25 protein-coding genes are annotated in these 24,709 nt (G+C 66.2%); 12 read left to right on the forward strand and 13 right to left on the reverse strand.

Features of this window, described 5'->3' with window-relative positions:
- The first annotated feature begins 181 nt into the window (after positions 1-181).
- From D9V34_RS18055 to D9V34_RS03840, 3 genes are read left to right on the forward strand one after another with little or no spacing between them, the layout of a single operon-like run.
- Positions 182-394, forward strand: a complete 213-nt coding sequence (locus D9V34_RS18055) for an ATP-binding protein (protein ID WP_245991876.1) — start codon at positions 182-184, stop codon at positions 392-394.
- 3 nt (positions 395-397) lie between these two features.
- The gene (locus tag D9V34_RS03835; protein WP_245991878.1) at positions 398-1,411 is read left to right on the forward strand and encodes an ATP-binding protein; all 1,014 of its coding nucleotides are present in this window, start codon (positions 398-400) and stop codon (positions 1,409-1,411) included.
- A gap of 38 nt (positions 1,412-1,449) precedes the next feature.
- Complete coding sequence (locus D9V34_RS03840) at positions 1,450-2,400, forward strand: pseudouridine synthase (RefSeq protein WP_121687564.1); 951 nt, start codon at positions 1,450-1,452, stop codon at positions 2,398-2,400.
- Here D9V34_RS03840 and D9V34_RS03845 read toward each other — a convergent pair.
- The gene (locus D9V34_RS03845; protein ID WP_342772978.1) at positions 2,397-2,936 is read right to left on the reverse strand and encodes a GNAT family N-acetyltransferase; all 540 of its coding nucleotides are present in this window, start codon (positions 2,934-2,936) and stop codon (positions 2,397-2,399) included. The two genes, D9V34_RS03840 and D9V34_RS03845, sit on opposite strands and share 4 nt — an antisense overlap.
- 106 nt (positions 2,937-3,042) lie before the next feature.
- Here D9V34_RS03845 and D9V34_RS03850 point away from each other — a divergent pair, with 106 nt between their 5' ends.
- From D9V34_RS03850 to D9V34_RS03875, 6 genes are all read left to right on the forward strand, one after another.
- Positions 3,043-4,431 (forward strand): DHA2 family efflux MFS transporter permease subunit, encoded by a 1,389-nt coding sequence (locus D9V34_RS03850; protein ID WP_121687566.1) that lies wholly within the window; start codon positions 3,043-3,045, stop codon positions 4,429-4,431.
- 28 nt (positions 4,432-4,459) lie between these two features.
- Positions 4,460-5,053, forward strand: coding sequence for a TetR/AcrR family transcriptional regulator (locus tag D9V34_RS03855; protein WP_121687567.1), 594 nt, complete (start codon positions 4,460-4,462; stop codon positions 5,051-5,053).
- Complete coding sequence (locus tag D9V34_RS03860) at positions 5,050-5,931, forward strand: DMT family transporter (protein ID WP_121687568.1); 882 nt, start codon at positions 5,050-5,052, stop codon at positions 5,929-5,931. The genes D9V34_RS03855 and D9V34_RS03860 overlap by 4 nt, the downstream gene beginning before the upstream one ends.
- Positions 5,932-5,940: 9 nt before the next feature.
- The gene (locus D9V34_RS03865; RefSeq protein ID WP_121687569.1) at positions 5,941-6,804 is read left to right on the forward strand and encodes a hypothetical protein; all 864 of its coding nucleotides are present in this window, start codon (positions 5,941-5,943) and stop codon (positions 6,802-6,804) included.
- Between the two features lie 77 nt (positions 6,805-6,881).
- The gene (locus D9V34_RS03870) at positions 6,882-7,157 is read left to right on the forward strand and encodes a hypothetical protein (RefSeq protein ID WP_121687570.1); all 276 of its coding nucleotides are present in this window, start codon (positions 6,882-6,884) and stop codon (positions 7,155-7,157) included.
- Positions 7,158-7,629: 472 nt separating this feature from the next.
- On the forward strand, positions 7,630-7,941 hold the full coding sequence (locus tag D9V34_RS03875; RefSeq protein WP_121687571.1) for a hypothetical protein: 312 nt from the start codon (positions 7,630-7,632) through the stop codon (positions 7,939-7,941).
- On the opposite strand, the gene D9V34_RS03880 is transcribed toward D9V34_RS03875, so the two are convergent.
- From D9V34_RS03880 to D9V34_RS03925, 10 genes are all read right to left on the reverse strand, one after another.
- A complete protein-coding gene (locus tag D9V34_RS03880) occupies positions 7,938-8,678 on the reverse strand; it encodes a DUF998 domain-containing protein (RefSeq protein WP_121687572.1) in 741 nt (246 codons plus the stop codon). The genes D9V34_RS03875 and D9V34_RS03880 overlap by 4 nt on opposite strands.
- 8 nt (positions 8,679-8,686) lie before the next feature.
- Entirely contained in the window at positions 8,687-9,721 is a 1,035-nt protein-coding gene (locus D9V34_RS03885) for an alpha/beta hydrolase (RefSeq protein ID WP_121687573.1), read from the reverse strand.
- A 47-nt stretch (positions 9,722-9,768) separates the two neighbouring features.
- Positions 9,769-10,728 carry a KPN_02809 family neutral zinc metallopeptidase gene (gene ypfJ / locus D9V34_RS03890; protein ID WP_121687574.1) on the reverse strand — a complete coding sequence of 320 codons (960 nt, stop codon included), beginning with the start codon at positions 10,726-10,728 and terminating at the stop codon, positions 9,769-9,771.
- A 64-nt stretch (positions 10,729-10,792) separates the two neighbouring features.
- Positions 10,793-11,608 (reverse strand): ABC transporter permease, encoded by an 816-nt coding sequence (locus D9V34_RS03895; protein ID WP_121687575.1) that lies wholly within the window; start codon positions 11,606-11,608, stop codon positions 10,793-10,795.
- Complete coding sequence (locus D9V34_RS03900) at positions 11,605-12,546, reverse strand: ABC transporter ATP-binding protein (protein ID WP_121687576.1); 942 nt, start codon at positions 12,544-12,546, stop codon at positions 11,605-11,607. The genes D9V34_RS03895 and D9V34_RS03900 overlap by 4 nt, the downstream gene beginning before the upstream one ends.
- A gap of 120 nt (positions 12,547-12,666) precedes the next feature.
- The gene (locus D9V34_RS03905) at positions 12,667-14,724 is read right to left on the reverse strand and encodes an acyl-CoA dehydrogenase family protein (protein ID WP_121687577.1); all 2,058 of its coding nucleotides are present in this window, start codon (positions 14,722-14,724) and stop codon (positions 12,667-12,669) included.
- A gap of 165 nt (positions 14,725-14,889) precedes the next feature.
- A complete protein-coding gene (gene recQ / locus D9V34_RS03910; RefSeq protein ID WP_121687578.1) occupies positions 14,890-16,728 on the reverse strand; it encodes a DNA helicase RecQ in 1,839 nt (612 codons plus the stop codon).
- A gap of 212 nt (positions 16,729-16,940) precedes the next feature.
- Complete coding sequence (locus D9V34_RS03915) at positions 16,941-17,672, reverse strand: copper resistance CopC family protein (RefSeq protein ID WP_121687579.1); 732 nt, start codon at positions 17,670-17,672, stop codon at positions 16,941-16,943.
- Positions 17,669-18,388, reverse strand: a complete 720-nt coding sequence (locus tag D9V34_RS03920; protein ID WP_121687580.1) for a YcnI family copper-binding membrane protein — start codon at positions 18,386-18,388, stop codon at positions 17,669-17,671. The genes D9V34_RS03915 and D9V34_RS03920 overlap by 4 nt, the downstream gene beginning before the upstream one ends.
- 94 nt (positions 18,389-18,482) lie before the next feature.
- On the reverse strand, positions 18,483-19,094 hold the full coding sequence (locus D9V34_RS03925; RefSeq protein ID WP_183091833.1) for a hypothetical protein: 612 nt from the start codon (positions 19,092-19,094) through the stop codon (positions 18,483-18,485).
- A 157-nt stretch (positions 19,095-19,251) separates the two neighbouring features.
- On the opposite strand from D9V34_RS03925, the gene D9V34_RS17720 reads away from it, so the two are divergent.
- From D9V34_RS17720 to D9V34_RS03940, 3 genes are all read left to right on the forward strand, one after another.
- Positions 19,252-19,827, forward strand: a complete 576-nt coding sequence (locus tag D9V34_RS17720; RefSeq protein ID WP_183091834.1) for an ECF transporter S component — start codon at positions 19,252-19,254, stop codon at positions 19,825-19,827.
- Between the two features lie 34 nt (positions 19,828-19,861).
- Positions 19,862-21,541 (forward strand): ABC transporter ATP-binding protein, encoded by a 1,680-nt coding sequence (locus D9V34_RS03935; protein ID WP_245991882.1) that lies wholly within the window; start codon positions 19,862-19,864, stop codon positions 21,539-21,541.
- 67 nt (positions 21,542-21,608) lie between these two features.
- Positions 21,609-22,439 carry an energy-coupling factor transporter transmembrane component T gene (locus tag D9V34_RS03940; protein WP_121687584.1) on the forward strand — a complete coding sequence of 277 codons (831 nt, stop codon included), beginning with the start codon at positions 21,609-21,611 and terminating at the stop codon, positions 22,437-22,439.
- Positions 22,440-22,448: 9 nt separating this feature from the next.
- On the opposite strand, the gene D9V34_RS03945 is transcribed toward D9V34_RS03940, so the two are convergent.
- Both D9V34_RS03945 and D9V34_RS03950 read right to left on the reverse strand, forming a co-directional pair.
- Positions 22,449-23,390 carry a GIY-YIG nuclease family protein gene (locus tag D9V34_RS03945; protein WP_245991884.1) on the reverse strand — a complete coding sequence of 314 codons (942 nt, stop codon included), beginning with the start codon at positions 23,388-23,390 and terminating at the stop codon, positions 22,449-22,451.
- Positions 23,383-24,510, reverse strand: coding sequence for a DNA cytosine methyltransferase (locus D9V34_RS03950; protein WP_245991885.1), 1,128 nt, complete (start codon positions 24,508-24,510; stop codon positions 23,383-23,385). The genes D9V34_RS03945 and D9V34_RS03950 overlap by 8 nt, the downstream gene beginning before the upstream one ends.
- Positions 24,511-24,709: the final 199 nt, after the last annotated feature.

Here is a 24,709-nt window from a genome sequence, read left to right on the forward strand (position 1 = left end):
CTCGGCCAAATAAGCCGGGAGTAAAGGGTGCTTCGCAGGGTGTCCCGCCCACACCCTGCATTTTTGCGGCTCTGCAAATTCTGAGCCCTCCCCAAACCGCCACACGATCGCTGCGGATTACTCTCTTTATGTAACTTTATTGACTGTAGATAAAGCTTCCTAACGCTCGTAAGATGCCTCCATGGACAGCGTTAATAATCCCTATACGCCGAATGCAGGCGCGCGGCCGGAAGTCGTTGTCGGACGTGAAGAGCAAACGGCCGCATTCAACATCCTCCTTCAGCGTTTAGCACGCGGACGGGACAGCCAATCCCTCATAGTCACGGGTCTGCGTGGAGTCGGGAAAACGGTCCTGCTCAATGAGCTGAGAGACATCGCGCTCTTCCACAAGTAGGTAGTGGTAGAAGTCGAGGCCAGCAAATACAGTGACGAGGCCTTTCGCCGAACACTCGCCTCGAAGATCAAGTCCACGCTATTTCAACTCTCACCACGTATTCGTTGGACCAAGCGGTTCCAACGCGCAGCGAGTGCATTGAGCGCGTTTGCTCTCTCCGTCAATGATTCCGGCACGTGGACTTTGGGATGGGACATACCCGCATCCGCAGGAATCGCTGATTATGGTGACCTTGCCCTCGACCTCACCGATGTCCTAGTGGAGCTGGGTGAGGCGGCTAAAGAAGCAAGCCGCGGGGTAGTTCTTTCAATCGACGAGGTTCAATTCTTGAAAAAGCCCCAGCTTGAAGCTCTCATACAGGCAATCCATAAGACGGTACAGAGGCGCCTCCCGATCACACTGGTCGGCGCGGGGCTGCCTCAGATCGCCGAGCTGGCGGGCGACGCGAAATCATACGCAGAACGACTCTTTAAGTTTCCCTCTATCGGTTCCCTCAGCGAGCAGGATTCACGGGAAGCGATCTCAGGGCCCGCACGCGCCGAAGGCATCGGGTGGGAACCTGACGCACTTGAATTCGCGCTGTCCATCACAAAGGGCTATCCCTATTTCATTCAAGAATTTGCGCACCAGACATGGGAAATCGCGCCCGGTGATTCGATCACTCTCATGGACGCCCAAATGGCAGTTGACCCCTACGAAGCAAAACTCGACAGCTCCTTCTTTCGTGTCCGCCTTGACCGGGCTACACCATTGCAAACCGCATATATGCGAGCGATGGCACAGCTTGGTTCCCTGCCTCAAAAAGCCGCCGATGTTGCAGGACTCATGGGACGAGAATCGACGCAGGTGGCGCCAACTCGTGCGGAGTTGATCGACATGGGTCTGTTATATACGCCCGAGCATGGCTACGCCGCTTTCACCGTTCCCGATTTCGACAAGTACATCATGCGGGCGGTCCCTACGCTCGTAGTTCCCCAGATTCGGAGACGCACCAGGCATTCCGACTCCAGGCGCTAGGAAGTCCGGGCTTCCCCGCCCCGCGCTATGCTCTTCTAGTGCCTCCGCGTTCCCCCCTTCCCCAGCGTCTGGGCCTTGATGCCGCATGGCTGCGCACCAATGACGGGGACCGCTCGGCCCCTCCGGCCTGGGCCACCATGCGCGAGTGGTTGCACTATCGGCTGCCCGAGAACGTCGAGGTGGACACGTTCCTCGATACCGGACGCTTTGTCTATGCCAACGGCGAGGCTGTGCGCGGGGAAGACGGCTACCGGTCCAACACGTTTATCTGGTTCCACCGCGACCTTCCGGTCGAGACCCCGGTGCCGGGCAAGATCCGGGTGATCCACCGAGACGAGCGGATCGTGGTGATCGACAAGCCGCCGTTCCTCTCCTCGATCCCGCGCGGCCGCCACGTCCGCGAGAGCGTCGTGGTGCGGATGCGCGAGGAGCTGGGTCTGCCCGAGCTCTCCCCCATGCACCGCCTCGATCGCGTCACCTCGGGGGTTTTGATGCTCGCGACCGAGCAGCGCTGGCGCGCGCCCTACCAAACCATGTTCATGCGCGGTGAGGTGCAGAAGGTGTACCGGGCACTCGCCGGGATCCGTGAGGATCTGGTGCTGCCCACCGTGGTGCGCAACCACCTCATCAAAGAGCGCGGCATCATGAACGCCGAGATTGTGCCCGGGGTCGAACCCAACTCCGAATCGCTGGTCGAGCTGGAATCCGAGATCACCCCCGGACCCGACGGTGCCCGTCGCGGCATCTACAAGCTGAGTCCCCGCACCGGCAAGACACACCAGTTGCGCATGCACCTGTGGAGCCTGGGAATCCCGATCGCCGGCGATCCCCTCTATCCGGTCGCCCAGGATGTTGCCGTGGATGATTTCAGCACCCCGCTCCAGCTCCTCGCCCACACGCTGAGCTTCAGCGATCCGATCGACGGAACCGAACGCCACTTCGAAAGCACCCGGCCATTCCCCCTCACGGCCGAGACCGACGCGCGCTAATCCAGGATGCGCTGGAACAGGACGTGGTCCTGCCACTCGCCGGCAATACGGAGATAGCCCGGTGCCAGCCCGATTCGGGTAAAGCCGTTGCGCTCAAGGACCCGCTGCGAGGCGACATTGTGCACCAGCGTGCCCGCCTCCACGCGGTGCAGACCCAGATGCTCGCGCGCCAGTGTGAGCATGTGCGCAACCAGCGCGGTCGCCACACCGCGGCCGGTGAGGCGCTCGTCCACCCAGTATCCGAGCGCCGCATTCTGAAACACTCCCCGGGTGATCCCGGTCAGCGCCGAACGACCCACAATCTCACTCCCCCGGGTCAGGACCACCGGATAGGTGGTTCCCGCCTCGCGGGTGGCAAGCTGACGGCGAATGTCCGCGCGGTGCAGGGCCGCGGTGTAGAAGTCTTCGCTGCGAGTCGGATCCCACGGTTCCAGGTGCGCTCGATTGCGGACGTAGGCGGCGGCGAGCGCCTCCTCATCCCCCTCGCGCAGATCGCGCAGCAGGATTCCGGCGGGCAACGGGAGGGGAGCGATCACCGCTTCACCGTACACGATTCCCCAAGCAACCCGGGCGTAGGATGTGCATCGGTGCCCTCGCACCCGCCAATCGTTAGCAATCCTAAACATCCCGCGCGAATCGACTATGCCTCACGAAATCACCCCGCTGCGCCGCCTCCTGGCGATGATCGCGCTCCTGCTCTGCCAGCTCACCGCAACCATCGACGCCTCGATCGTCAACGTCGCCCTCCCCGCCCTCTCGCGCTCACTGCACGCGGGCCCCTCGGAGACCGTGTGGGTGACCACCGCGTTCCTGCTGGCCGTAGCCTGCATGGTGCCGATGACCAGTGCCCTCGGCGACCAGATCGGCCAGCGCACCCTGTTCCTCGCCGGTGCGCCGCTGTTCACTCTCGCCTCGCTGGCCTGCGCGCTCTCCCCCTCGCTGGGATGGCTGATTTTCTTCCGGGTGGTTCAGGGCATCGGATCGGCGATGATTATCGCCGCGGTGATCCCGATGTTCCGCTACCTCTACCCGCCGCAGCGCATCGGCAGTGTGATGGGCATCAACGCGATGGTGGTCGCGATCGGCACCGCCGCCGGCCCCACCCTCGGCGGGCTGATCCTCGCCGGTCTCGACTGGCCCTGGCTGTTCCTGATCAACGTGCCGATCGGCATCATCTCGATTGTGCTCGGCGCGCTCTTCCTGCCGAAGACCCGGGCACAGCGCGGGAACTTCGACGCCCGCGGATCCGTGCTGATCGCGCTGGCCATCGCCGCGTTCCTGCTGGGTGTGAACCAGCTGGTGGACCTCGGCACGATCTGGGTGCCGGGAATCCTGCTGGCCATCGGTGCCGCCTTCACCCTGTGGTTTATTCGGCATGAGCGGGTTGCCATCCGTCCAATCATTCCGCCGCGGATCTGGAACGGGGTCTTCTCGATTGCCGTGCTCACCGCCTGGACCTCCTTCTTTGCCCAGGGCATCGCCTTTGTGGCGCTCCCCTTCCTCTTCCAGAGCGAGTTTGGTGCGACCCCGCTGCAGTCGGCGCTGCTGTTCACGCCGTGGCCCGCTGTCATCATCCTGGTCGCCCCGATCTCCGGGCGCCTGGCCGACCGGATCCGGCCCGCCGTGCTCGCCCTGGTGGGCCTCGGGATCTATACCGTCGGGCTGCTGATGCTCGCGATTGCCGGACCCCACCCCTCGATCCTGCCGATCCTCATCGCCACCGCAATCTGCGGGCTCGGATTCGGCACCTTCCAGAGCCCCAATAATCGCGACATGCTCTCCTCGGCACCGCTTGAGCTTTCCTCCTCGGCCTCGGCGGTGCTCAACACCAACCGAACCATCGGACAGTCGGCCGGTTCCGGCGCGGTCAGCATGGCCTTTGCCCTGTTCGGGGCCGAGGCGGCCTCGCTGGCAAAGCAGGCGGACGCCGCAGCGGGTGTGCTGTGGATCGCCGTGTTTGCCGCCCTCGCCTCGGTTATTCTCAGCGCTCTCAAGGTCCGCCGCCGCACACCGAGCGACTTAATTAGGTAGTTATGTATATTTAAGCAACACTGGACAGATGGAATCACAGGGTCGAAATACCGGTGCCCGCCGCGGGGCCGCACGCGAACGCCTCCTCGACGCCGCCGCCCGTCACTTTTATGTGGACGGAATCGCCGCCACCGGGATCGACACGATCACCGCCTCCGCCGGGGTCGCAAAGATGAGTCTGTACAACAACTTCGCGTCCAAATCCGCCCTCATCGAAGCTTATATTGAGCGACGGCACGAAGAGTGGCTTAACCTTTACAGCATCCGACTTCTCGGAACCCACACCCCGCAGGAGCGAATTCTCGCGGTCTTTGACGCCTATATCGACCATGCCGAGGACGCCCATGAGCACGCGTTCCGCGGCTGCGGCCTGCTGAATGCGGCGGCAGAGCTGCCCGCCGGGGACGCGGGGCGCAGCGCCGTACGCCGACATAAGGAGGAGGTGGAGCTCATCCTTCATCGCGAACTCGCCCAACTCACCACGGACGAACACGCGCGGACCCTGGCAACCCACCTGTCCTTCCTCCTGGAGGGGTCGATGGCCCGGGCCGGCCTGGATGGCACCTCCACCCGGCTGCACACCGCGCGCACCCTGGCCGCGCAGCTCCTACCCCTCGCGTGAGCCGCCACACCACCGGGATCATTGCGGTACTCGCGGCCGCGCTGCTCTGGGGCACCACCGGCACCGCGGCCAGCCTGGTTCCCGAGGTGGGCGCGCTGGCGATCGGATCCGCGGCGATGGGGATCGGCGGCCTCCTGCAGGCACTCATCGCACTGCCCAGCCTGCGCCGCTCGCGCCGCGCCCTGACCGCCCAGCGCGGCATGCTTATCCTCGGTGCCGTCTCGGTCGCCATCTATCCGCTGGCGTTCTACGGGTCGATGCGCCTGGGCGGTGTGGCCCTGGGAACGGTCATCTCGCTGGCCTCGGCCCCACTGCTCGCGGCGGTGATGGAGGCGGTCCTGGATCACACCCGACTGCGTGCGCGCTGGTATGTGGCCGCGGCCCTGGGAATCATCGGCAGCATCCTGCTGTGTCTCCCACAGGGTTCCGACGCCTCGCCCGCGGGCTCACACATCCCCCTCGGGGTGATCCTCGGCCTGATTGCCGGGGCCACCTATGCGGCCTACTCGTATGCCGTGCGCCGGATGATGCGGGATGGTATCGGGCGCTCGGCCTCGATGGGCGCGGTGTTTGGCGGCGGGGCGCTGCTCCTGATTCCTGTGCTGCTGGCCACCGGTGCCCCGATCCTCTCTGGCCCGGCTCCGCTCGCGGTGACCGCCTATATGGCCCTGATCCCGATGTTTCTGGGGTATGTGCTCTTCGGGTTTGGCCTGGCCCGAATCCCCGCGAGCACGGCGACCATGCTCACGCTCTCCGAACCGGCGATTGCCACGGTCCTCGCGGTCCTGATCGTCGGGGAACACATCAGCCCGGCGGGATGGCTCGGTCTGGCGATCATCGGCCTCAGCCTGCTGGCCGAGTTCGTTCCACGTCGATAGGCTACCGGCATGAGCACCACCGATCCGCTGCATGCCGCCCACACACGTCTCGAAGGGTATCGTGGCAGCACCCGCGCCGCACTCCTCACCGTCCTGTGGGGAATCCTCGTGCTGGCGGCCGGTGCCATGCTCGCCTATGCCTTCAGCGGGTTATTCAACATGGTCCGGGCATCCGCGCTGAACAGCATCTTCTCGGATACCCCGGACGGGCCCCTCGGCGAGAACTATTTTTGGTTCTTCCCGATCGGATTCATCGGGTCCTTTCTCGCCTTTGCCCTGCACCGGATGTGGGGCACCCGGTTTACCGGCACCCCGTTCACCCCGGTACTGGGCACGCTGACCCTCGCGCTGATCGGCTGGAGCCTCGCCGCCTGGTATGCGGCGTCACGTTTTGTGCAGCCCGACCAGATCGGCATGGCGGTGGACCCGACCTTCGGCCGAGATGAAACCTGGGGAGTGTGGGCGTGGATCATGTTTGCCGGACGCTGGTGGTGGCCCGGAATCATCACCGCGCTGTGTGCAACCAGCCTGATCATCGGGGTGGTCTCCCGAGCCCACCGCCGACGCCGGGACGATATTCTCGGTGACCTACTCACCGGTGGACGCCGCACCTCGGGTGTGATCACTTCGGCCCCGACCCCTTCCCCCGACGCGGCCCGGGTCCTCGGGCGTCTCACCATTCAGTTCACCGACGCGGCGGGAACTCAGCGCTGGATTCAACCCACCGTGCGCCTGGAACGCGCGCTGATCCCGGCGATCGGCTCGCCGGTGACCGTGCTCTTTGATCCGCTGAAGCCCGGGGATACCAGGCGTATTTTCTGGTCGTTTGGACCGGGAACCACACGCGAGGAATTTACCCAGCACACGGTCTAAGCCGTTCCTCATCACCGCGAGGCCTCCCGGGCTTCGCGCTAGGCTCAGGGGAACACTCCGGCAAAAAGAGGACCCGCATGAGCACCCCGAACGACCAGCCCACCATCGAACCACCGCGTCCCACCTGGTGGGGCACCCTGCTGTGGGTCCTGCTGCCGGTCCTGGTGATCGTCTATGTCATCCTGCTCGCGCCGCTCGCCCTGCCCGCCGCCCTGATTCTGGGTGCCCTGGGGATGTTCATCGGCCTGCGTCGTATTGCCAAGCAGGGCCCAACAGCCGGGCCGATCATCCTGGTTGTGGTGAATGCCCTGGTGGTGTCGATGAGTGTGCTCGCACTGATCAACCCGGCCTAACCGACGAAGCACTACCCGACGTCGCGGGTTTTCCCCGCCACTGCCGGGGATGCGCGCCCGGGCGCGTCACCCGAGCGAGGGACTTTCCCCAGGGTTCTCCACAGCTTCTCCCCGTTAACCACGGCGTTTTCCACCTCGGGTTGTGAGTTTCCCCCACATTACTCACAGAGTTATCCACAACCTGTGTGTAATTACATGTGTGTAACTCCTGGGCCGCCGGGCGCGGCGATCCGACGTCACCACACGGTGCGGTTACCGGCCATCACCCCAAGCGGTTACCGGCCATCGCACCGCGCAGTTACGCGGCGGGAAGCCTCGCCCCGAGGCGGCCTCACCCCCGAGGGTGATCCGTATCCCTCTCAGGGATTGATCTCCCTTTTCACAGCGATTACCGAACAGCGGGCGTACTAGTCTGGAGGCTGCATCTCAATCATGCTCCCGGGATCCACCCGGAGTACAGGAAAGGCACCACGTGAAACAGTCGAGACTCGGGATCTTCTTTGGCATCATCTCGATCCTCACCGGAATGGTGCTGCCCGTCTTCACGCTGGCGATGTTCTACTCCGACGGCCTGGAGGGCACCTTCTGGGTTCCGGTGCTCTTCATCCTGCCGCCGGTGAACTTCATCCTGCTCGGCTGCCTGGTGATCAGCCTGGTCATGAGCATCCTGGCCATCGCTCGGCACCGAGTCGCGCGAGTCCTCGGCCTGATCGGACTCTACCTCTGCGTGCTGCAGGTCTTCTGGTACGGGTCGCTGATCATCACCCAGCAGCTCGTGCGCTAACTCTTGGTGCGCGCAAGCCCCCGGGTTGCGCACCAGAGAATCGCGATTGAGGTCGCCACCAGCTCACACCAGGCCCCCAGTGCGGTGGCCACGTGAGCAAGCGCCAGCAGGCCGCCCACACCGGCGATCACCGCGACGCCGATAGCGGCACCCCAGGCGATCAGCCGGCTGCGGCGATCCGCCCCGGCGAAGGCCTGTGCGAGCATCGCGATCGCCACCAGGGCAAATCCGGCAATCGCCGCGGTGATGTGGATGGTATCGCGCATCGTGTGCAGCGGGTCGCCGGGAACCGGGCAGCGTGCCGTGCACGGATACACGGTGGAAACCAGGAAACCGATGCCCGCCAGGATCAGGCAGACTCCGCCCAGCAGCGCAGCACGCACGGCCCCGCGGCCCCCGCTCACCGGCACGCCAGGCAGACCTCCGCGCGCCTCACCCGCCAGCGCAGCACGCACGGCCCCGCGCGCCTCACCCGCCATCGGGGTGCGCAGCAGTTCCGCGACCCCCAGCAGCATGCCCGCGGCCGCGACCGTGCCCAGCGCCAGCGCAAACCACCCGGCGTCGGGGGCACCGTCCGCCCCCAGCTCGCTCACGTAGGCGGGGGCCGCATAGCGAATCCGAATCACCCAGATTGCCAGCAGCGCCAGGACCGCGAGCAGCGCCCCGACCCGGCCCAGGGTGACACCCAGCCGCGCGGACACCGCCCGAACCGGCACGGCGCTCAGGCCGCGCGTCATCGCACCGCTCACGAACGCGGACCGGTCTGGGCGTGGACAAATGCCACGATCCGCGCGAGGGCTTCCTCGCCGTCGGCGTTACTCAGATCAAACTGATACTCGTGCTGAAGCGCGGGCTCATGATCCTTCGGATAGAACAGCGTCTCCACCTCGACCCCCAGACCCGTCAATCGGTCGGCCATCGCCTCGGACTGCGGGGCTAGGGAATCCGCGTTGCCCGCGGTGAAAAAGCTCGGCGGGAAGTTCTTGTCCACGTAGTTCAGGACCGAGGCCGTGCGGGTGCGCGGATCCGACGCATAGTCGCGGGTACCCGTGTAGGACCACAGAACGGTTTTCAGGAAGTCGCCAAACGGGCCCTCCACGTTGGCCAGCGAGAGGTCATAGGCACCGCAGGCCAGCACCGTGCCGCGCAGCGAGGAGGCGGGAATCGACGCGTCGATCGCGACCTCTCGTGCGTACTCGGGATTGGTGATGATCGTCGCGACCTGGGCGGCGATCTGCGAACCGGCTGAGTCTCCTGCCAACACAAAATTGGTGGGGTCGATCCCAAATTCCCGCGCATCATGCAGCAGGAAGCCCAGCGCCGACATCGTCTGCACCACCGGGGTGGGGTAGGTGGCGCCGGGCGCGATCGAGTAGTTGACCCCCACCACGGTGAACCCCTCGGCAGCGAGGATCTTCAGGTAGTTGGCGATCTGACCCTTGTCACCGGAGATCCAGCCGCCCCCGTGCACCCAGACGATGGTGGGCAGTGGCGTTGAACCGGCGTTTTGGGGCCGATAGATATCGAGCACCGTATCGCGCTCATCCCCGTAGTTCACATCCGAGGTCACCTGCACGGCTAGCGCATCCGCCCGCTGCTTCAGGGCCGCATTCATCTCCTCGCCGCCCCGGTCAAACATCGAACGGACCACGAGTGCCGAGGGCCAGGGGCTCACCCTAAAAGCCGTCCAGGTGAGCGTGGCCAACCCCACAATAATCGCCAGGATGATGGCGATCACGCGCAGGAAAGGATGGCGGCGTCCCCAGGACAGTTCGGTCATTCCCCCAGCATATTAGGCGGAGTGTTGAAATCCGCCGAAGGGTCAGGTTAGAGACGCTTGGTATCAAACGTGTTGCAGGCGGTGGCCCCGCCACGGTAGCCCTCGAGGAACCAGCGCTGCCGCTGATCGCTCGACCCGTGCGTCCACGCCTCGGGATGCACCGATCCGCCACCGAGCTCCTGAATCCGGTCGTCTCCCACCGCGGCCGCCGCATCGAGGGCATCACGGATCTGCGCGTCGGTCGGCGGTTCGATCAGGCGGTTGCCGCCGCGATCGCGCACGTTGGCGGCCGATCCCACCCAGGAGCCGGCGTAGCAGTCGGCCTGGAGCTCGATCCGCACGGTGCCCGAGGTCGGGCCGGTCTGGGTCCGGTCCACGGTGTCGAAAGTACCCTCAAGGTTTTGGATGTGGTGACCCCACTCATGAGCCACGATGTACAGCTCGGCCAGTGGGCCGCCGTGCGCACCGAACTGTGAACTCAGCTGATCGAAGAACGCGGTATCGATGTAGATGGTCTCATCCCCGGGGCAGTAGAAGGGCCCGGTGGCGCTGGTGGCCGCGCCACATCCGGTCGAGGTGGACCCGGAGAACAGCGTAAATTCGGGGGTGTGGTAGCTCGCGCGGGCACCCAGGGTGGTGAATGCCCCGGTCCAATACGGATCCAGCGAGGCCGCGGCCCCGGCCATCCGACAGTCCACACTGTTGTTGGCATCCTGCCCGGTCTTGCACTCCTCGAGGCTCTGCCCCACGATCGCGCCGGGCTGCTGAACCTCGGTGCCCCCCAGGAATCCCGACAGGTCCACCCCGGTGAACTGGGCAATCAGGAAGATCGCGATCACACCCAAACCGCCGCCACCCAGCGCCAGGCCCGTGGTGCGGCCACGACCGGCGCGCTTGACGTTGGTGCCGCCGATATCCGAGTTGGGATTGAATGTCACGCGTGAACTCCTTGTCCTTGCACGCCACGATAGCGCACCCGGGCACCCGGCTTCATCCCCACACGACACACAAAACCCCGGGACGACGAATCGTCCCGGGGTTGTCTGCGCCGAAGTTTCGGCGACGTGTGGGTTAGGCGTCGCGCTTGAGCAGGGCGAATGCGCCGAGAATCAGCGACACCAGGGTCCAGCCGGCCATCAGCAGCGCGCTGGTCGCGAAGGTCCAGTCGTCTCCCATCATGCCACTGGACAGACGCGATCCGGCAGCATCCAGTAGGAACGGACGCAGGTTGTTGATCCACTCCACCGGCACCAGGGCGAGCACGAGCGGGAGCACCAGGATCGTTCCCAGGGCACCGGCAATCGCTCCGGCACCGCTGCGAATCAGGGTCCCGAGGCCCAGCGCAAACAGGGCCACGCAGGCCACGTAGAGGGCGCCACCCAGCACGTGCGGCAGTACGTCGCCATCAAAGAGCGGGGCGCTCTGACCGCGACCCATCAGGATGAGCGCGACGGCGAGGTAGGACGCGGCGGCCGAGACCAGGGCGACGATCCCGGTGCTGATAAACAGCACCACGGCCTTGGCAATGAACGCGCCCAGACGCTTGGGGGCCGCGGTCAGCGTGGTGCGAATCATGCCGGTGGAGTACTCACCGGTAATGACCAGGGCACCGAGCACCGCGGCGATCAGCTGACCAAACATCACGCTGCCCGAGGTGGCGGCCTGGACCACGTTGAGCGGACTCATCGCAAAATCACCGGTGCCGGCGGTGTCGATGGTGGAGGCCATGAGCAGGCCGAGGCCACCACTGAGCAGAATCATGATCGCAAACGACCACAGGGTCGAACGCAGGGTACGCAGCTTAATCCACTCGGAGTTCAGCAGTCCGCCGAAGCTCAGCCGGTAGCTCGCGCGGGGCGGGGCCTGGATGGTAGCGGTTGCGGTCATCGTTTCGTCTCCTCGAGGGTACCGCCGGTGCGGTATTCCACATCGTTTTCGGTGAGTTCCATATAGGCCTCTTCGAGCGAGGCACGGATGGGGGTCAGCTCGTGCAGCGGGATACCCAGCTCGGCGGCGGCATCGCCCACCCCGGCGGCGGTATATCCCGAAATCTGCAGCTGGTTGACCCCAACCGGGTCGATCCGGGCGCGCGAGCCGGGACCGGCGGCGTTGAGCAGCGCCTGGGCCAGCTCGCTTGCACGCGGGCTACTGACCCGAACGGTTTCGTGTGAGGAACCGGCAATGAAGTCCTGCACCGGAGCATCGGCGATCAGGCGGCCCTTACCCAGCACGATGATGTGGTCGGCGGTCTGCGCCATCTCACTCATCAGGTGGCTGGAGAGCAGAACCGTGCGGCCCTGAGCGGCGAGCGAGCGGGTCAGCTGGCGCACCCAGCGCACACCCTCGGGGTCGAGGCCGTTCACCGGCTCATCCAGGATCAGGGTCTGTGGGTCGCCGAGCAGCGCGGCGGCGATGCCGAGGCGCTGGCCCATGCCGAGGGAGAATCCACCCACCCGCTTGTGGGCGACGGCCCCGAGACCGGTGAGTTCGATGACCTCGTGCACGCGGCGGACCGGAATTCCGTGGGTCGCGGCCAGGGCACGCAGGTGGTTGAAGGCGCTGCGGCCGGTGTGCACGGCCTTGGCATCCAGCAGCACACCCACCTCCTGCAGCGGAGCCGACAGATCGCGGTAGCGCTTGCCGTTGACGGTAACGGTGCCCGCGGTGGGCTTGTCGAGGCCCACGATCATGCGCATCGTGGTGGACTTTCCGGCGCCGTTGGGACCGAGGAACCCGGTCACCATTCCCGGCTTTACCGAAAAAGTCACCCCGTTGACGGCGGTCTTGGCCCCGTACTGTTTGGTGAGATTGATTGCGTTGATCATGTTCCCACCCTATTTTCAGCACACCCGTGCTGGCATCCACCCCACGGGCCAAAACAGGCGTGTGGGGATCATCCGATCGGATGACCCCCACACGCGGGACCGTCGGGAAAACCCCGAGTGCTAGGCCGAGGCGCGCGCAGCCTTCTTCTTCAGCTTCTTCTCCTCGATCGGTGCCTCACCGCTCGCCCGCTGGGTGCGGTAGTACTGCCGGGCCTCTTCCTGACGCTCCTCCTCGGCACCGCTGGCGATCTTTGCGCGCAGGTGCTCGGGACCGTAGCCGAAGGCCTCAACCAGCCCCTGAGCCTGCGGACGCAGCCGCTCGACCAGGCGGTCGATATACGCGCTTACGGCCTGGGCGCGGGCCGGCGAAAGGCGACCGTTGATCAGGTACCAGGCCGCATGCTTCTCGATCAGGCTGAGCCCGAAGAGGTCGCGCAGCCAGGTCAGCACGGTCTGAGTATCGCGGTCGGTGATCTTGTCGACGGCCCGGGTAAAAGCCTCCCACTGGAGCAGCTCGGCGTGGGCTCGGGCGGCCTCGATCAGCTCGTTCTGCTGCGAGTTGAACAGCGCGGCAGCCTCGGTCGCGCCAAGCTTACCGGCCGGACGCAAACGACCGGCGATCTCCCCGATCATGGTTTCCACGCGACCGGTCAGCAGGTCGCGCTGCTCGTCGGCGTCGCGCACGTGCCCCACCGAACGCGCCACCTGACCGAGGTCGGCAACGTTCTGGGTGAGCCGGCGCAGCCCCGATCCGTGGAAGGCCCGGTCGGTGGCCTGCCCCACGGCAAAGCGAGCGAGGTCTCCGCCGCTGGCACCCTTGAACCGGCGTGCGTAGTCGCCCAGCAGGCGCTTGCCCACGAGCTGCAGCAGCACGGTGTTATCGCCCTCGAAGGTCACATACACATCGAGGTCGGCACGCAGCCCGACCAGGCGGTTCTCGGCAAGGAAGCCCGCGCCGCCACAGGCCTCGCGTGCCTCCTGGAGCACCTCCAGTGCGTTCCAGGTGGACAGCGACTTGAGCGCGGCGGCCAGGGTTTCCAGGTCCTGTCGGTCCTCGTCGGTGTCCTCGGCTCCGCTGAACACCGCATCAAACTTGGTGAGCAGCTCATCGTGGGCGAAGTTTTGGGCAAAGGTCTGGGCGAGCTTGGGAATCAGCCGACGCTGGTGGCGCTGATAGTCGAGCAGCACCTGCTCGTCATACTCGGAGGCCGCATTGAACTGGCGGCGCTGGTTAGCGTAGGTGAGCGCGATCTGCAGGCCGATGGCGCTGGCCACGGTCGCCGCACCATCCAGCGAGACCCGCCCCTGCACCAGGGTCCCGAGCATCGTGAAGAAGCGACGCCCGGGGCTCTCGATCGGCGAGGTGTAGCTACCGTCGGCGGCCACATCGCCGTAGCGGTTGAGCAGATTGGTGCGCGGGATGCGCACGTCGGTGAAGTGCAGGCGACCGTTGTCGATGCCGTTGAGTCCGCCCTTCAGCCCGTCATCCTCGCCGCCGATACCGGGCAGGAAGTTCCCGTCCTTATCGCGCAGTTCGATGAAGAAGGCGTGCACGCCGTGGTTCACGCCGCCGGTGATCAGCTGGGCAAACAGCACCCCGGCGCGGCCGTGGATGGCCGCATTCCCGAGGTAGTCCTTCCAGGCCCCGCGGAACGGGGTGTTGACTACAAACTCGTCGGTATCGGCGTCAAAGGTCGCGGTGGTCCCGATCGAGGCCACATCCGAGCCGTGTCCGGTCTCGGTCATCGCAAAGACGCCGGGGATCTCCAGACTCATGATGCCCGGCAGCCAGCGCTTATGATGCTCGGCGGTGCCCAGGTGCATCACCGCGGACCCAAACAGACCCCACTGCACGCCGGCCTTGATCTGCAGCGAGGGATCCGCCGTGACCAGCTCCTCAAACCCGGCAATGTTCCCACCGTGGTCCTCGCGTCCCCCCACCGTCTTGGGGAATGCCGCGTGCACCTGCCCGTCATCAACCAGCAGTCCGAGCTGTTCGAGCACACGCTCGCGGTGCTCATCCATCCCGAGCAGCGGATCGCGCTGCATCTCGGGTTTGGCCGCGAGCTCACGCGAGTGCAGCCGGGCCTCGGGCCAGCGGCCCAGGAGTGCCCGATGCAGGATCTCGTGGTTGAAGGTGGCGCCATTGCCGGAGGCGTTGGGTGAGGTGTTGGACATCGCTGGCCGTGCCTTTCCAAGTCGTGGATCGTCCCCCCACGCTAGGAGGACAACCCACACAAGGGAAGCATCACGTGTGCGGAGCACAAATGCCAAGCCTGGCCACCGTCAAAACCTGTAGGACTTCCACTAACGCGGACGCCTTTCCTGGTGGAATAGGTACGGCTAGCGCTCGAGATAGGTGCGCACCACGTCGACCAGGTCCGCGCCATAGCGCTCAAGCTTTTTCTGCCCGATCCCGGTGATGCCCGCGAGCCTGGACTCATCCAGCGGGCGGGCCTGAGCCACCTCGCGCAGGGTGGCATCCCCGAAGATGATGTACGCGGGCACGCCCTGCTCCTGCGCCTCGGAGGCACGCCAGGCGCGCAGCTCCTCGAACAGCTCGAGCTCGCGGGGGGCCAGATCCGCCAGCGCGCTGCGCTTGGCCGAGGAACTCCCGCGCGGAATCCGCGCCATCTCGGTGCGCAGCGGCACGGTTTGCGCCCCCTGCAGGACCGCGGCGCTGGTCTGCGAGAGCGCGAGCGTGCCGTACTCCCCCTGGGTGATCAGCAGACCACGGGCCAGCAGCTGCCGGATCACCCCGCGCCACTGCGGCTCGGACAGGTCGTTGCCGATGCCCCAGGTGGCCAGGGTCTCGTGGCTCCACTGCTGGGTGCGCGGGGTGGTTTTGCCCCGCAGAATATCGATCAGCTGGCCCGCACCGAACGACTGATTGCGCTCACGCTGCAACCGCACAATCGTGCTCAGCAGCTTCTGGGCGGGGACCGTACCGTCCCACACCTGCGGCGGATTCAGGCACACATCACAGTTGCCACAGGCGGTACCGCGCTCGCCAAAGTAGGCCAGCAGGTTGACCCGGCGGCACTCGACCGTCTCACACAGCGCGAGCATCGCGTCGAGGTGCTGGCCCAGGCGGCGACGGTGCGCCGCGTCTCCCGGGGACTCATCGATCATCCGGCGCTGCTGCACCACGTCCTGCAGACCGTAGGTGAGCCAGGCCACGCTCGGTTCGCCGTCGCGGCCCGCACGTCCGGTCTCCTGGTAGTAGCCCTCGATGCTCTTGGGGAGGTCGATGTGGGCGACAAAGCGGACATCGGGCTTGTCGATCCCCATTCCGAACGCGATGGTCGCCACGATCACCATGCCGTCCTCGCGCAGGAAGCGCGCCTGCGTGTGTGCCCGCACCTCGGCGGGCAACCCCGCGTGATACGGCAGTGCGTTGATCCCGTTGGCCCGCAGGAACTCGGCGGTGGCCTCGACCGTCTTGCGACTGAGCGCGTAGACGATGCCCACCTGGCCGTCGCCCTCGGAACGGATGAACTCGAGCAGCTGCTTGCGCGGTTCGGCCTTATTCACGATCCGGTACTGGATGTTGGGACGGTCAAAGCTGGAGACGAAGTCGGCGGCGTCCTCGAGGTGCAGGCGCTGACGGATCTCGCGGTGAGTGGCCTCGGTCGCAGTCGCGGTCAGCGCGATTCGGGGGACGTCCGGCCACAGATCGGCAAGCTCACCCAGCGCCAGATAGTCGGGGCGGAAGTCGTGACCCCACTGCGACACACAGTGGGCCTCATCGATCGCAAACAGCGAGACGTTGCCGTTGGCCAAGAACCGCTTGGTCTGCGGGGAACTCAGTCGCTCGGGCGCGACATACAGCAGGTCGAGCTGGCCGGTGAGATAGGCGTTTTCGACCCGCTCGCGCTCCTCGAAATCCTGGGTGGAGTTGAGGAAGGCGGCACGCACGCCCACCGAGAGCAGCGCATCCACCTGGTCCTGCATCAGCGCGATCAGCGGGGACACCACGATCGCGGTGCCCTCGCGCAGCAGCGCCGGCACCTGATAGCAGAGGCTCTTTCCACCACCGGTGGGCATCAGCACCACCGCGTTGCCACCCGCGCGCACGGTCTCGACAATCGCCGCCTGGTCGCCCCGGAAGGACTCATACCCGAAGACCCGCTGCAGGATTTCCAGTGCGGTGGGGGGCTCGGGGGCTGTCTGCGTGCTCATCCTTCCCAGGCTACCCGCTGCGCGGCGCACCCTGACCCCCGGGTACGGCACGGCCCGGGAAAATCCGGGCGAGCCCCAGGAGGCCGGCCCGCCCGAGGGCACGGCGACCCACGCGAGCCCGTTCGCTCCGAGGGTCCGGCGAACCACATGAATCCGGCGAACCAGAAGAGCCCGGCCACGCGGATGCGTGACCGGGCTCCTGATCGGAGAACCTACGGGTTCTGGCGCTTGGCCTTCTCGGCCTCCTCGCGGGCCACGTCGCTGCGGCGGCGCTGCACGAGCAGCAGCACCAGCAGGACCAGACCACCGAAGAGAACCACGCCGATTGCCACCACGATCCAGCCGATGTCATCCATCGCCGCGGTGTGCGGGCGCACGTTCGGGCCCACCTCCTCGCCGGGGGCGGCGGAGGCGGCGTCCGAGCCGGTCTGCGGGGTGGCATCGGTCCCCTGAGTGGTGACCGTGCCCTCCCCCGGTTCGGCACTCGAGCACACCGGACGCTCAGTCTGACCGGTGCCCAGCTTCTGCCCGGCAGCGGGCTGCCAGTCGAAGGTGAAGTCCCCCGAGATCGGGTGACCGTCGGTCGAGACAACCTGCCAGGTGACCGTGTAGGTTCCCGCCGGACCGAGTTCGGCCGGCATGGTCAGAGCGGGCCCGTTGACCACGCCACATCCGGAGGCATAGTGCTTACCGTCCGGGCCCACCACGATCGCCGTGTTGACACCGATCGGGGTCAGATTATCGTTGGTGGTCACCACGATCTGTCCGGGCTGCTCGGTCACCGTGGACTTGGCGGCCGGGTACTCAGACACCACCGTGTTGTGTGCCTGTGCGGCGGGCGTGCTCAGCATCAGTCCGGCCATCGCCAGGACGAGGCCCAGGATGACAATCAGTGCCGTGCGCGCGGGTGCCTGCGGCAGCGCGATCAGACGGGCCCGGCTCACTTGCGGGCCGCCTTGGCGCGCAGGCCCAGGGTGCCGACGATAATGCCGACCACTCCGAGCGCCAGACCGGCGATGCCCAGGCCGCGGGCCAGCACGTCGGGCTCGGCCGCGGTTGCATGGGTTTCGGCCGAGGTCTCGGTCGCAGCCGCATCGTGTCCACCGTGTCCGGCATCCTTGGCCGCGGCGGTCACCACGAGGCTCGGGGCCGGAGCCTTGAGATCCTCCTCGTCCTGACCCTTGGCGGGAACCTCGGACCAGTTGGTCGATCCGGTCTCGCAGGTCTGCAGGGTCGGGAAGGTCAGCGTCTTCCCGGCTTCAGCGGGCAGCTGCAGCTGGAGAACCAGGGCGTCGCGGTAGCCGTCTGCCAGCGGGGTCTTGGCGGTGTAGGTTACCGAGCCAACTCGCTGGGCGAGGGAGTTTCCGTGGGCATCCTTGATCGGGGTGGCCAGATCAACCATGTCCTTGGTCACGTCCCAGTTGGGGTTGACCGTGGGGGTGACCCCGTTGATTTCCTCGGGGATGGTGATCTTGATCGAGGTGGTCGGGCTTCCCTCGCAGCCGTGCGGTACCGAGAAGGTCAGCAGGCTGTAGGAACCGGCGGAGGTGTCCGAGGGCTTGACGCTCACGTGAGCGCTGGCGGCCAGCGGCACCGCAATCGCGAGAGCCGCTCCTGCCAGCACGGCACCGGAGATCGACAGGGTTTTTGTGTACTTCATGAAATTTGGGGGCTTTCTGGATCCGTGGGGATGCGCGAGGGACCTCGCGCACCGGCGTCTGGGCATCACGGCCAGCGCCCCCACTCGGAGGGAGCTAGGTGGATGCCCCGGCCAGAACCGGCGGCCCGCGAGTGCACCGGATCTCCAGATGGCGCTCGCGCAACGGCGTAATCGCCTCGGCGATGAGCACCCGGGCGCGACTGAGCGGACGCTCGGTGAGGATCCCCAACAGAATGCGCACGCGGGCCAGCAGGCGCAGTTCCCGCAGCAGCGAGTAGAGCGCGGCTTCTCCGTGCAGCAGGAACAGCCAGGTGACCAGCGCCGCCACCACGTGGGCAACCCACATGATCGGTCCCGCATGACCGGCATGGGTCAGCGGTTCGAGTGCGCTGATCACCACCGGCCCGCCGTGCACGTGAGCGGCACCCGCGGCCTGGGCCACGTGTGCCCCGCCCGCGGGCAGGAAGGCAAACAGCGCGTGGAAGAGCGACTGGGCGACCACCACCGAGAGGCCGATCCGCACCGGCGACAGCTTCTTCCCGGCAAGCGCGATGCAGATGAAGACCGAGAGAATCAGCGCCCAGACAATCGCCGGGGCCGAGGGCCCGGACATTCCGGCCATTCCGTGGGAGAGGGCCGCAAAAAACGTGGCGACCACGGCGGCGGATACACCACGCAGCGCTAGCACGCGCCTGTTGGTTTCCACCACCGGAATCCTCCCTGAGTTCTCCCCCAGAATACTCGATACACAGGGCATTCGATGCTCGGGGAGGGGACCGGGGGTGACGCTCGATTGTGGACTTCCCACGGGGTCGACTAAATTGGAAGGTAATCCTCACTTTTTTCGGCGGGAGCACACCCACATGCATCGGACAAACACGCGTCTTCTGCTTACGTGCGCCGCCATCGGAGTGGGCAGCGGCATCCCGCTGGGCATCACCGGCTATCTGCACGTGGTAGTCCTGGCCACGATCCCGATTCTCTACGGACTGCTGATCTCCGTCTACTTCCTCCCCGGCATTATCGCGCAGTGGTTGCTGCGCCGCCCGGGCGTCGCGGTCATCACCGGTTTTGTCGCCGGGCTCACCAGCTCGGCCATCGACCCCACTCAGTGGACCCGTCACATCGGCACCGGCCTGCTGATCGGCCTGATTCAGGAGCTGCCGTTCGTTTTTACCCGGTTCCGCTACTGGCCCAGCTGGCTCTACTATGTGGGCGCTCTCTTTGGCGGCGGGGCCCTGGCCGCGATCCTGGCGCTCGCCTTCAATATCTCCAAGTTTGATGTGGTCTCCCAGGTCATCTTTGTGGTCCTGTTTGTGCTGGGCCCGGTTCTGTTCACCTGGCTCGCCCAGCTGCTCGCCGCTCGCATCTCGAAGACCGGGGTGATGCGCGGGCTGGAATATCCACGCGATCGCCGCGGAAGCAAAGCGACGGCCTAGTATCTCCGCACACCCACCCCTGACCCTGTCCGAGGTGAGCATCACCCACGAGGGCGGCGCTCGCCCCGGACCTGATGGTGTGAGCCTGGACCTGATCCCCGGCGAGGTTTTGCTGGTGCTTGGTCCCAGCGGCTCGGGGAAGTCCACACTGGCCCTCGCCCTCAACGGCCTGGTCCCGCATGCGATCCCGGCGACGCTGACCGGATCGGTCCGGGTCGCCGGAACCGAAACCGTCGGTGCGTCGGTTGCGACCCTCAGCGAAAGCGTCGCGATGGTCTTCCAGGATCCCGATTCCCAGATGATCACCGGTTCGGTGCTGGACGAGGTGTGCTTCGGACCGGAAAACCTGGGGCTCCCGGTGGCCGAGGTCCTGGAGCGCGCCGAAACCGCGCTGCGCGAGGTTGACCTGTGGGAGCGCCGCACCGAAAACCCCGACCGGCTCTCCGGCGGCGGACGACAGCGTCTGGCAATCGCCTGTGCACTGGCGATGCGCTCACCCGTGCTGGTGTTGGATGAGCCCACCGCAAACCTCGATCCCGCGGGTATCGAGGAGGTCTATCGGGTTCTGACCCGGGTGGTTGCCCGGAAGGATCGCTCGATTGTACTGATCGAGCACAACCTGGATCCGGCGATGGACCTGGTCAACCGGGTTCTGGTGCTGGATGCGCTGGGGCGCACCGCGTTCCTCGGGGACGCCCACTCAATCCTGCGTACCCACGCCACCGAGCTGCTCGAGCTGGGGGTCTGGCTGCCGGTGTCGCTGATGGCGGCACTGCGGCTGAGTGAGGCCGGCATTATCCTCGACCCGCTGCCCCTGACCCCGGACGAGCTGACCGCCGCGCTGGATCGGCGTGAGCTCCCGGCCCTGGCAGATCCGCCGCCACCTGTCCCGGGCATCTGGGATACCCCGCAGCTGGAGGTAACCGGGCTGAGTCTCAAGCGCGGACGTCGTGAGGTGCTGCGCAATATCAACCTCACCCTGGACGCCGGCTCCTTCCTCGCGGTGATCGGGACCAACGGTGCCGGGAAAACCACGCTGGTGCAGGCCATCGCCGGGGTTATCCAGCCGCCGCGCGGGACCGTGAGCCTGGGCGGTCTGGATCCGGCCCGCCTCGACGTGCGCACCCTGACCACCCGAATCGGGTTTGTGTTCCAGAACCCCGAAAACCAGTTTGTGACCTACACCGTGGCCGATGAGCTCGCCCACGGTCTGCGCCTGCGCGGCATCGATCAGGAAATCATCGATGCCCGGGTGGACGATCTACTCGAACGGTTTGCGCTGACCGAGGCCCGCGATCAGCACCCGTTCCTGCTCTCCGGCGGGCAGAAACGACGCCTCTCGGTGGGCACCGCCCTGGTGGCCGGGGCCTCGATGCTGGCGCTGGATGAACCCACCTTCGGCCAGGACCGCGCCCGCGCCGGCGAACTGCTAGCGCTGCTGCATGAGCTCAATGCCACCGGTACCACGATCATCGTGGTGAGCCACGATCTGCAGCTGGTCTCCGACTTCGCCACCCACGTGGCGGTCATGAAGGACGGCGAGCTCATGCGCATCGGCACCCGCGATGAGATTCTCGCCGATGAGGACCTGCTCCTCGAGGCGGGTCTGCGCATGCCACCGCTGATCCGCGCGATGCGGGGACTGACCGCGCACCCCGGCTGGCGAACGGTCACCCGGCTCGCCGAGCTCCCCGGCGGCGGAGGCATCCGATGAGCGTGGGACGCAGGGGCGCCCCGGCGGCGTCACGCACCGAACTTCCCGGCGGCCACGGAGGCATCCGATGAGCGGCGGACGCGGCAGCGCGCTGGATGCGTATCGCGCCGATATTCAGGCGCCCCTGGCCTCCCCCCGCGAGTATCTGTACGGGCTCAACCCGCTCGCCAAGATTTTTGGTCCGATTCCGGCGATGGTGCTGGTGCTGCTCTCGGGCACGATGTTCACCCCGCTGTGTTTTGTGGTTCTCTGCGCCGTCCTGATGCTCACCGGTTTGCGCTGGCAGCGCTCCTCGCTGATCACGATGGTCATCGCGCTGCCGGCGTTCATCGCGGTGTTCGGATTCAGCTTTGCGCTGTGGGCCGACCAGCGTCGCGTCGCCCACACTCCGGTGGTATTTGAGATCGGGTCGTTTCCGGTCACCGCGGGGGCCCTGGAGATCGGGTTCACCACGGCCCTGCGCCTGGCCGCCCTGTTTGGTTTGGCGCTGACCGGTGGTCTCAGCAGCACCGGACCGGATCTGGTGCGCTCAAGCATTCAGCACCTGCGTCTGCCCTACCGGATCGGCTATACAGCCCTGGCCGCCACCCGCTTTGTGCCGCGCTTTGGCCATGAGCTGGAGACGATCCGGCAGGCCCATCGGGTGCGCGGAATGTCGCCCGGTCGCGGTCCGATCGCCAGCACCCGGCGCAGCTTCGGCTACGTGGTTCCGCTGCTCACCGGCGCCATCCGGCATGCCGGACGGGTGTCGTTGGCGATGGATGCCCGAGCCTTCGGCGCTCACGATACCCGCACCGAGCGCCATCAGATTCCCGTGCGCACCCGCGACTGGATGTTTATGATCGGGTTCTGGGTCTTCACCGCGGCGGTCTTCATCACGGCGCTCTGGGTCCGGTAACCCGGGCGACTAGAACAGGCGGTACTCGATCTGTTCGCGGGGAATCTCGTGTTCCTCATCGGAAGAATCCGCCCGCGCGGGATCGAGGTGCGCCCGGGATCCGGTCTCCTCGGACTCCTCGGCCAGGCGGCTCAACACCGCCGCCGGATCGTCCTCATCCGAAGCTTCGGGATGCTCGGCCCGCACCGATCCCACCAGTTTCTCCACCGAGATGGCCGAGGGATCCGGGGCCGCGGTGCCGCCGGCAAAGGCGAAACGCTCGGCGGCCAGGAAGGCCAGTCGCACCGACTGCACCACGAGCACCCGGCGCAGTCCGTCGGACACCTCACCCCGCTCATGCGCCACCGCCGCCAGCCGGGACACCGTCTCGGCGCGACGGGCGATACGGATGTCCGGGTGTCCACGCTCGGCACGCACCGCATCGGTCACCACCTGCCAGCGCAGCGAGGCCGGCAGGGTGACCCGTGGGGACACCGGCGGGATTTTTTCGTTCAGAATGGCCTTGAAACGCGACTTCTCGATCGCGTCGAGGTAGGCGGTGTACTCATAGGCATCCAGGATGCGCCGGGAAGCGCGGTCGCGGCCGGAGACCCCCTCGAGGTCCCAGAGCGGCCAGATCTCAACCTCGGCCACCTCGAAGACGTCGAGGATGCGCATCGCCACCGCGTCGGTGCGCTGCCCGGTCAGGTGGCGGCGAATGCGGGTGCGCAGCTGCTCATTGGTTTGGCCCACATAGATGGGCTCGCCCTCGTAGTCATAAAACGCGTAGACGCCCCACTGAGCATCGGCCCAGGCGCGGCCCTGGTTGTCGCGTTCGGTCAGGAAGCGGGAGAGCTCATCCCGGAAGCGCCGCACCTCGGGGGCTGCCAGCTCACGCTTGGCGGGCTTGGCACCGTGAAGAAGCTCATCCTCACCCTCAAAGCCCGGAAGCAGGGTCTCGAGGTCAGACACCGGCGGCTCGCACACTGGGGCGGGCGGCGCGCACCCCACGCACCACCGGCAGCAGGTAGTTCTCGGACAGCCAGCCCACCACCGGAGCAGCCACCGCGTCGCCGAAGGCAAAGAAGGCCTGGTTGTCGCGGGCACCGCTCAGGTCGAAGTCGCCGACCCCCATCAGCCGGGCGTACTCGCGCGGGGTCATCCAGCGCACCCGGAGCCGGCCGTTGCCCAGCTGCACCACCGCCTGCTTGGAGGAGCCCCCGCGCGCGGTGCGCAGGCAGCCGGAAATATCATCCGGACGGACCTCCCAGACCGCCTGCCCGTGTCGGGTTCGGCGGTACGCGGTACGGTGCTTCACGCCCGCGGCCCCACGCATCTCGGTGATTCGGCTCAGCTGCACCGGGGAGAGCGAGTCGATAAATTTCTGTGTGCGCGCCTCATCCCACCAGCGGGCATCGTCGGCGGGCATGGTCTCGGCGAGCTTGCCAAACCCCTCCACCAGGATGGCCGGGGCATCGGGCAGCAGGGCCTGATGGGTGGTCAGCGTGGAGTCGCGGAAGAAGCCCTGCAGGTTTTCCGGACGCAGCTCGGGGTTGGCTCCGGGCACCGACTCGGGCGGGTTCTTGGCCCCCACCACAAACAGGCGCGGACGTGACTGCGGCACAAAGCGGCGGGCATCAATCATCAGGATGTCGATCGAGTAGCCCAGCTGGTTGAACGCGCGGATGGCGGCGGTGAGGTCGTCCCCGCCGTTGGAGGTGGCCAGGCCGACCACGTTTTCCAGGACCACGGTGTCCGGAGCATCGTCTTCGAGCTCCTCGAGCAGCCGAATAAAGTGCCAGAACGCGCTCGACTGAGTCCCGGCCAGACCGCGCCGGTTGCCGGCCAGGGAGAGGTCGGTGCAGGGCGACGACGCCCAGGCCAGCGCCGCACCTCGGGGGAGGTCCTCACCGGAGACGTTGCCCACGTCGCCGACCACGTAGGTGTGTGCACCGGTCTCGGCATCCTGCGGGAAGTTCCTGTTATACAGTGCCCACTTATCGGGCTCATAGTCGTTGGACCAGGCCACCCGAAAACCGGCGCGCTCAAGACCCACTCGGGCCAGTCCGATGCCGGCAAAAAACTCCAGCACGGAGGGCGAGTGTGACGTGATGGGATGCACATTGGACACCCTCTCAGGGTATCCCGGCCCACCGTCATTTGCCTCGGGGCGCCCCGGGGCGCCGCACGATCCGGTAAACAGTAGGTTTCTTTCGCCGCGTCCGGTTCCCCCACACAGGGGTAGTTGGATAGGTTTGACCCACGGTTATTTCGGGGGGACAACAGCCGGT

The organism is Mycetocola lacteus, from assembly GCF_003667575.1.
In the GTDB taxonomy this organism is placed as follows: Bacteria; Actinomycetota; Actinomycetes; order Actinomycetales; family Microbacteriaceae; genus Mycetocola; species Mycetocola lacteus.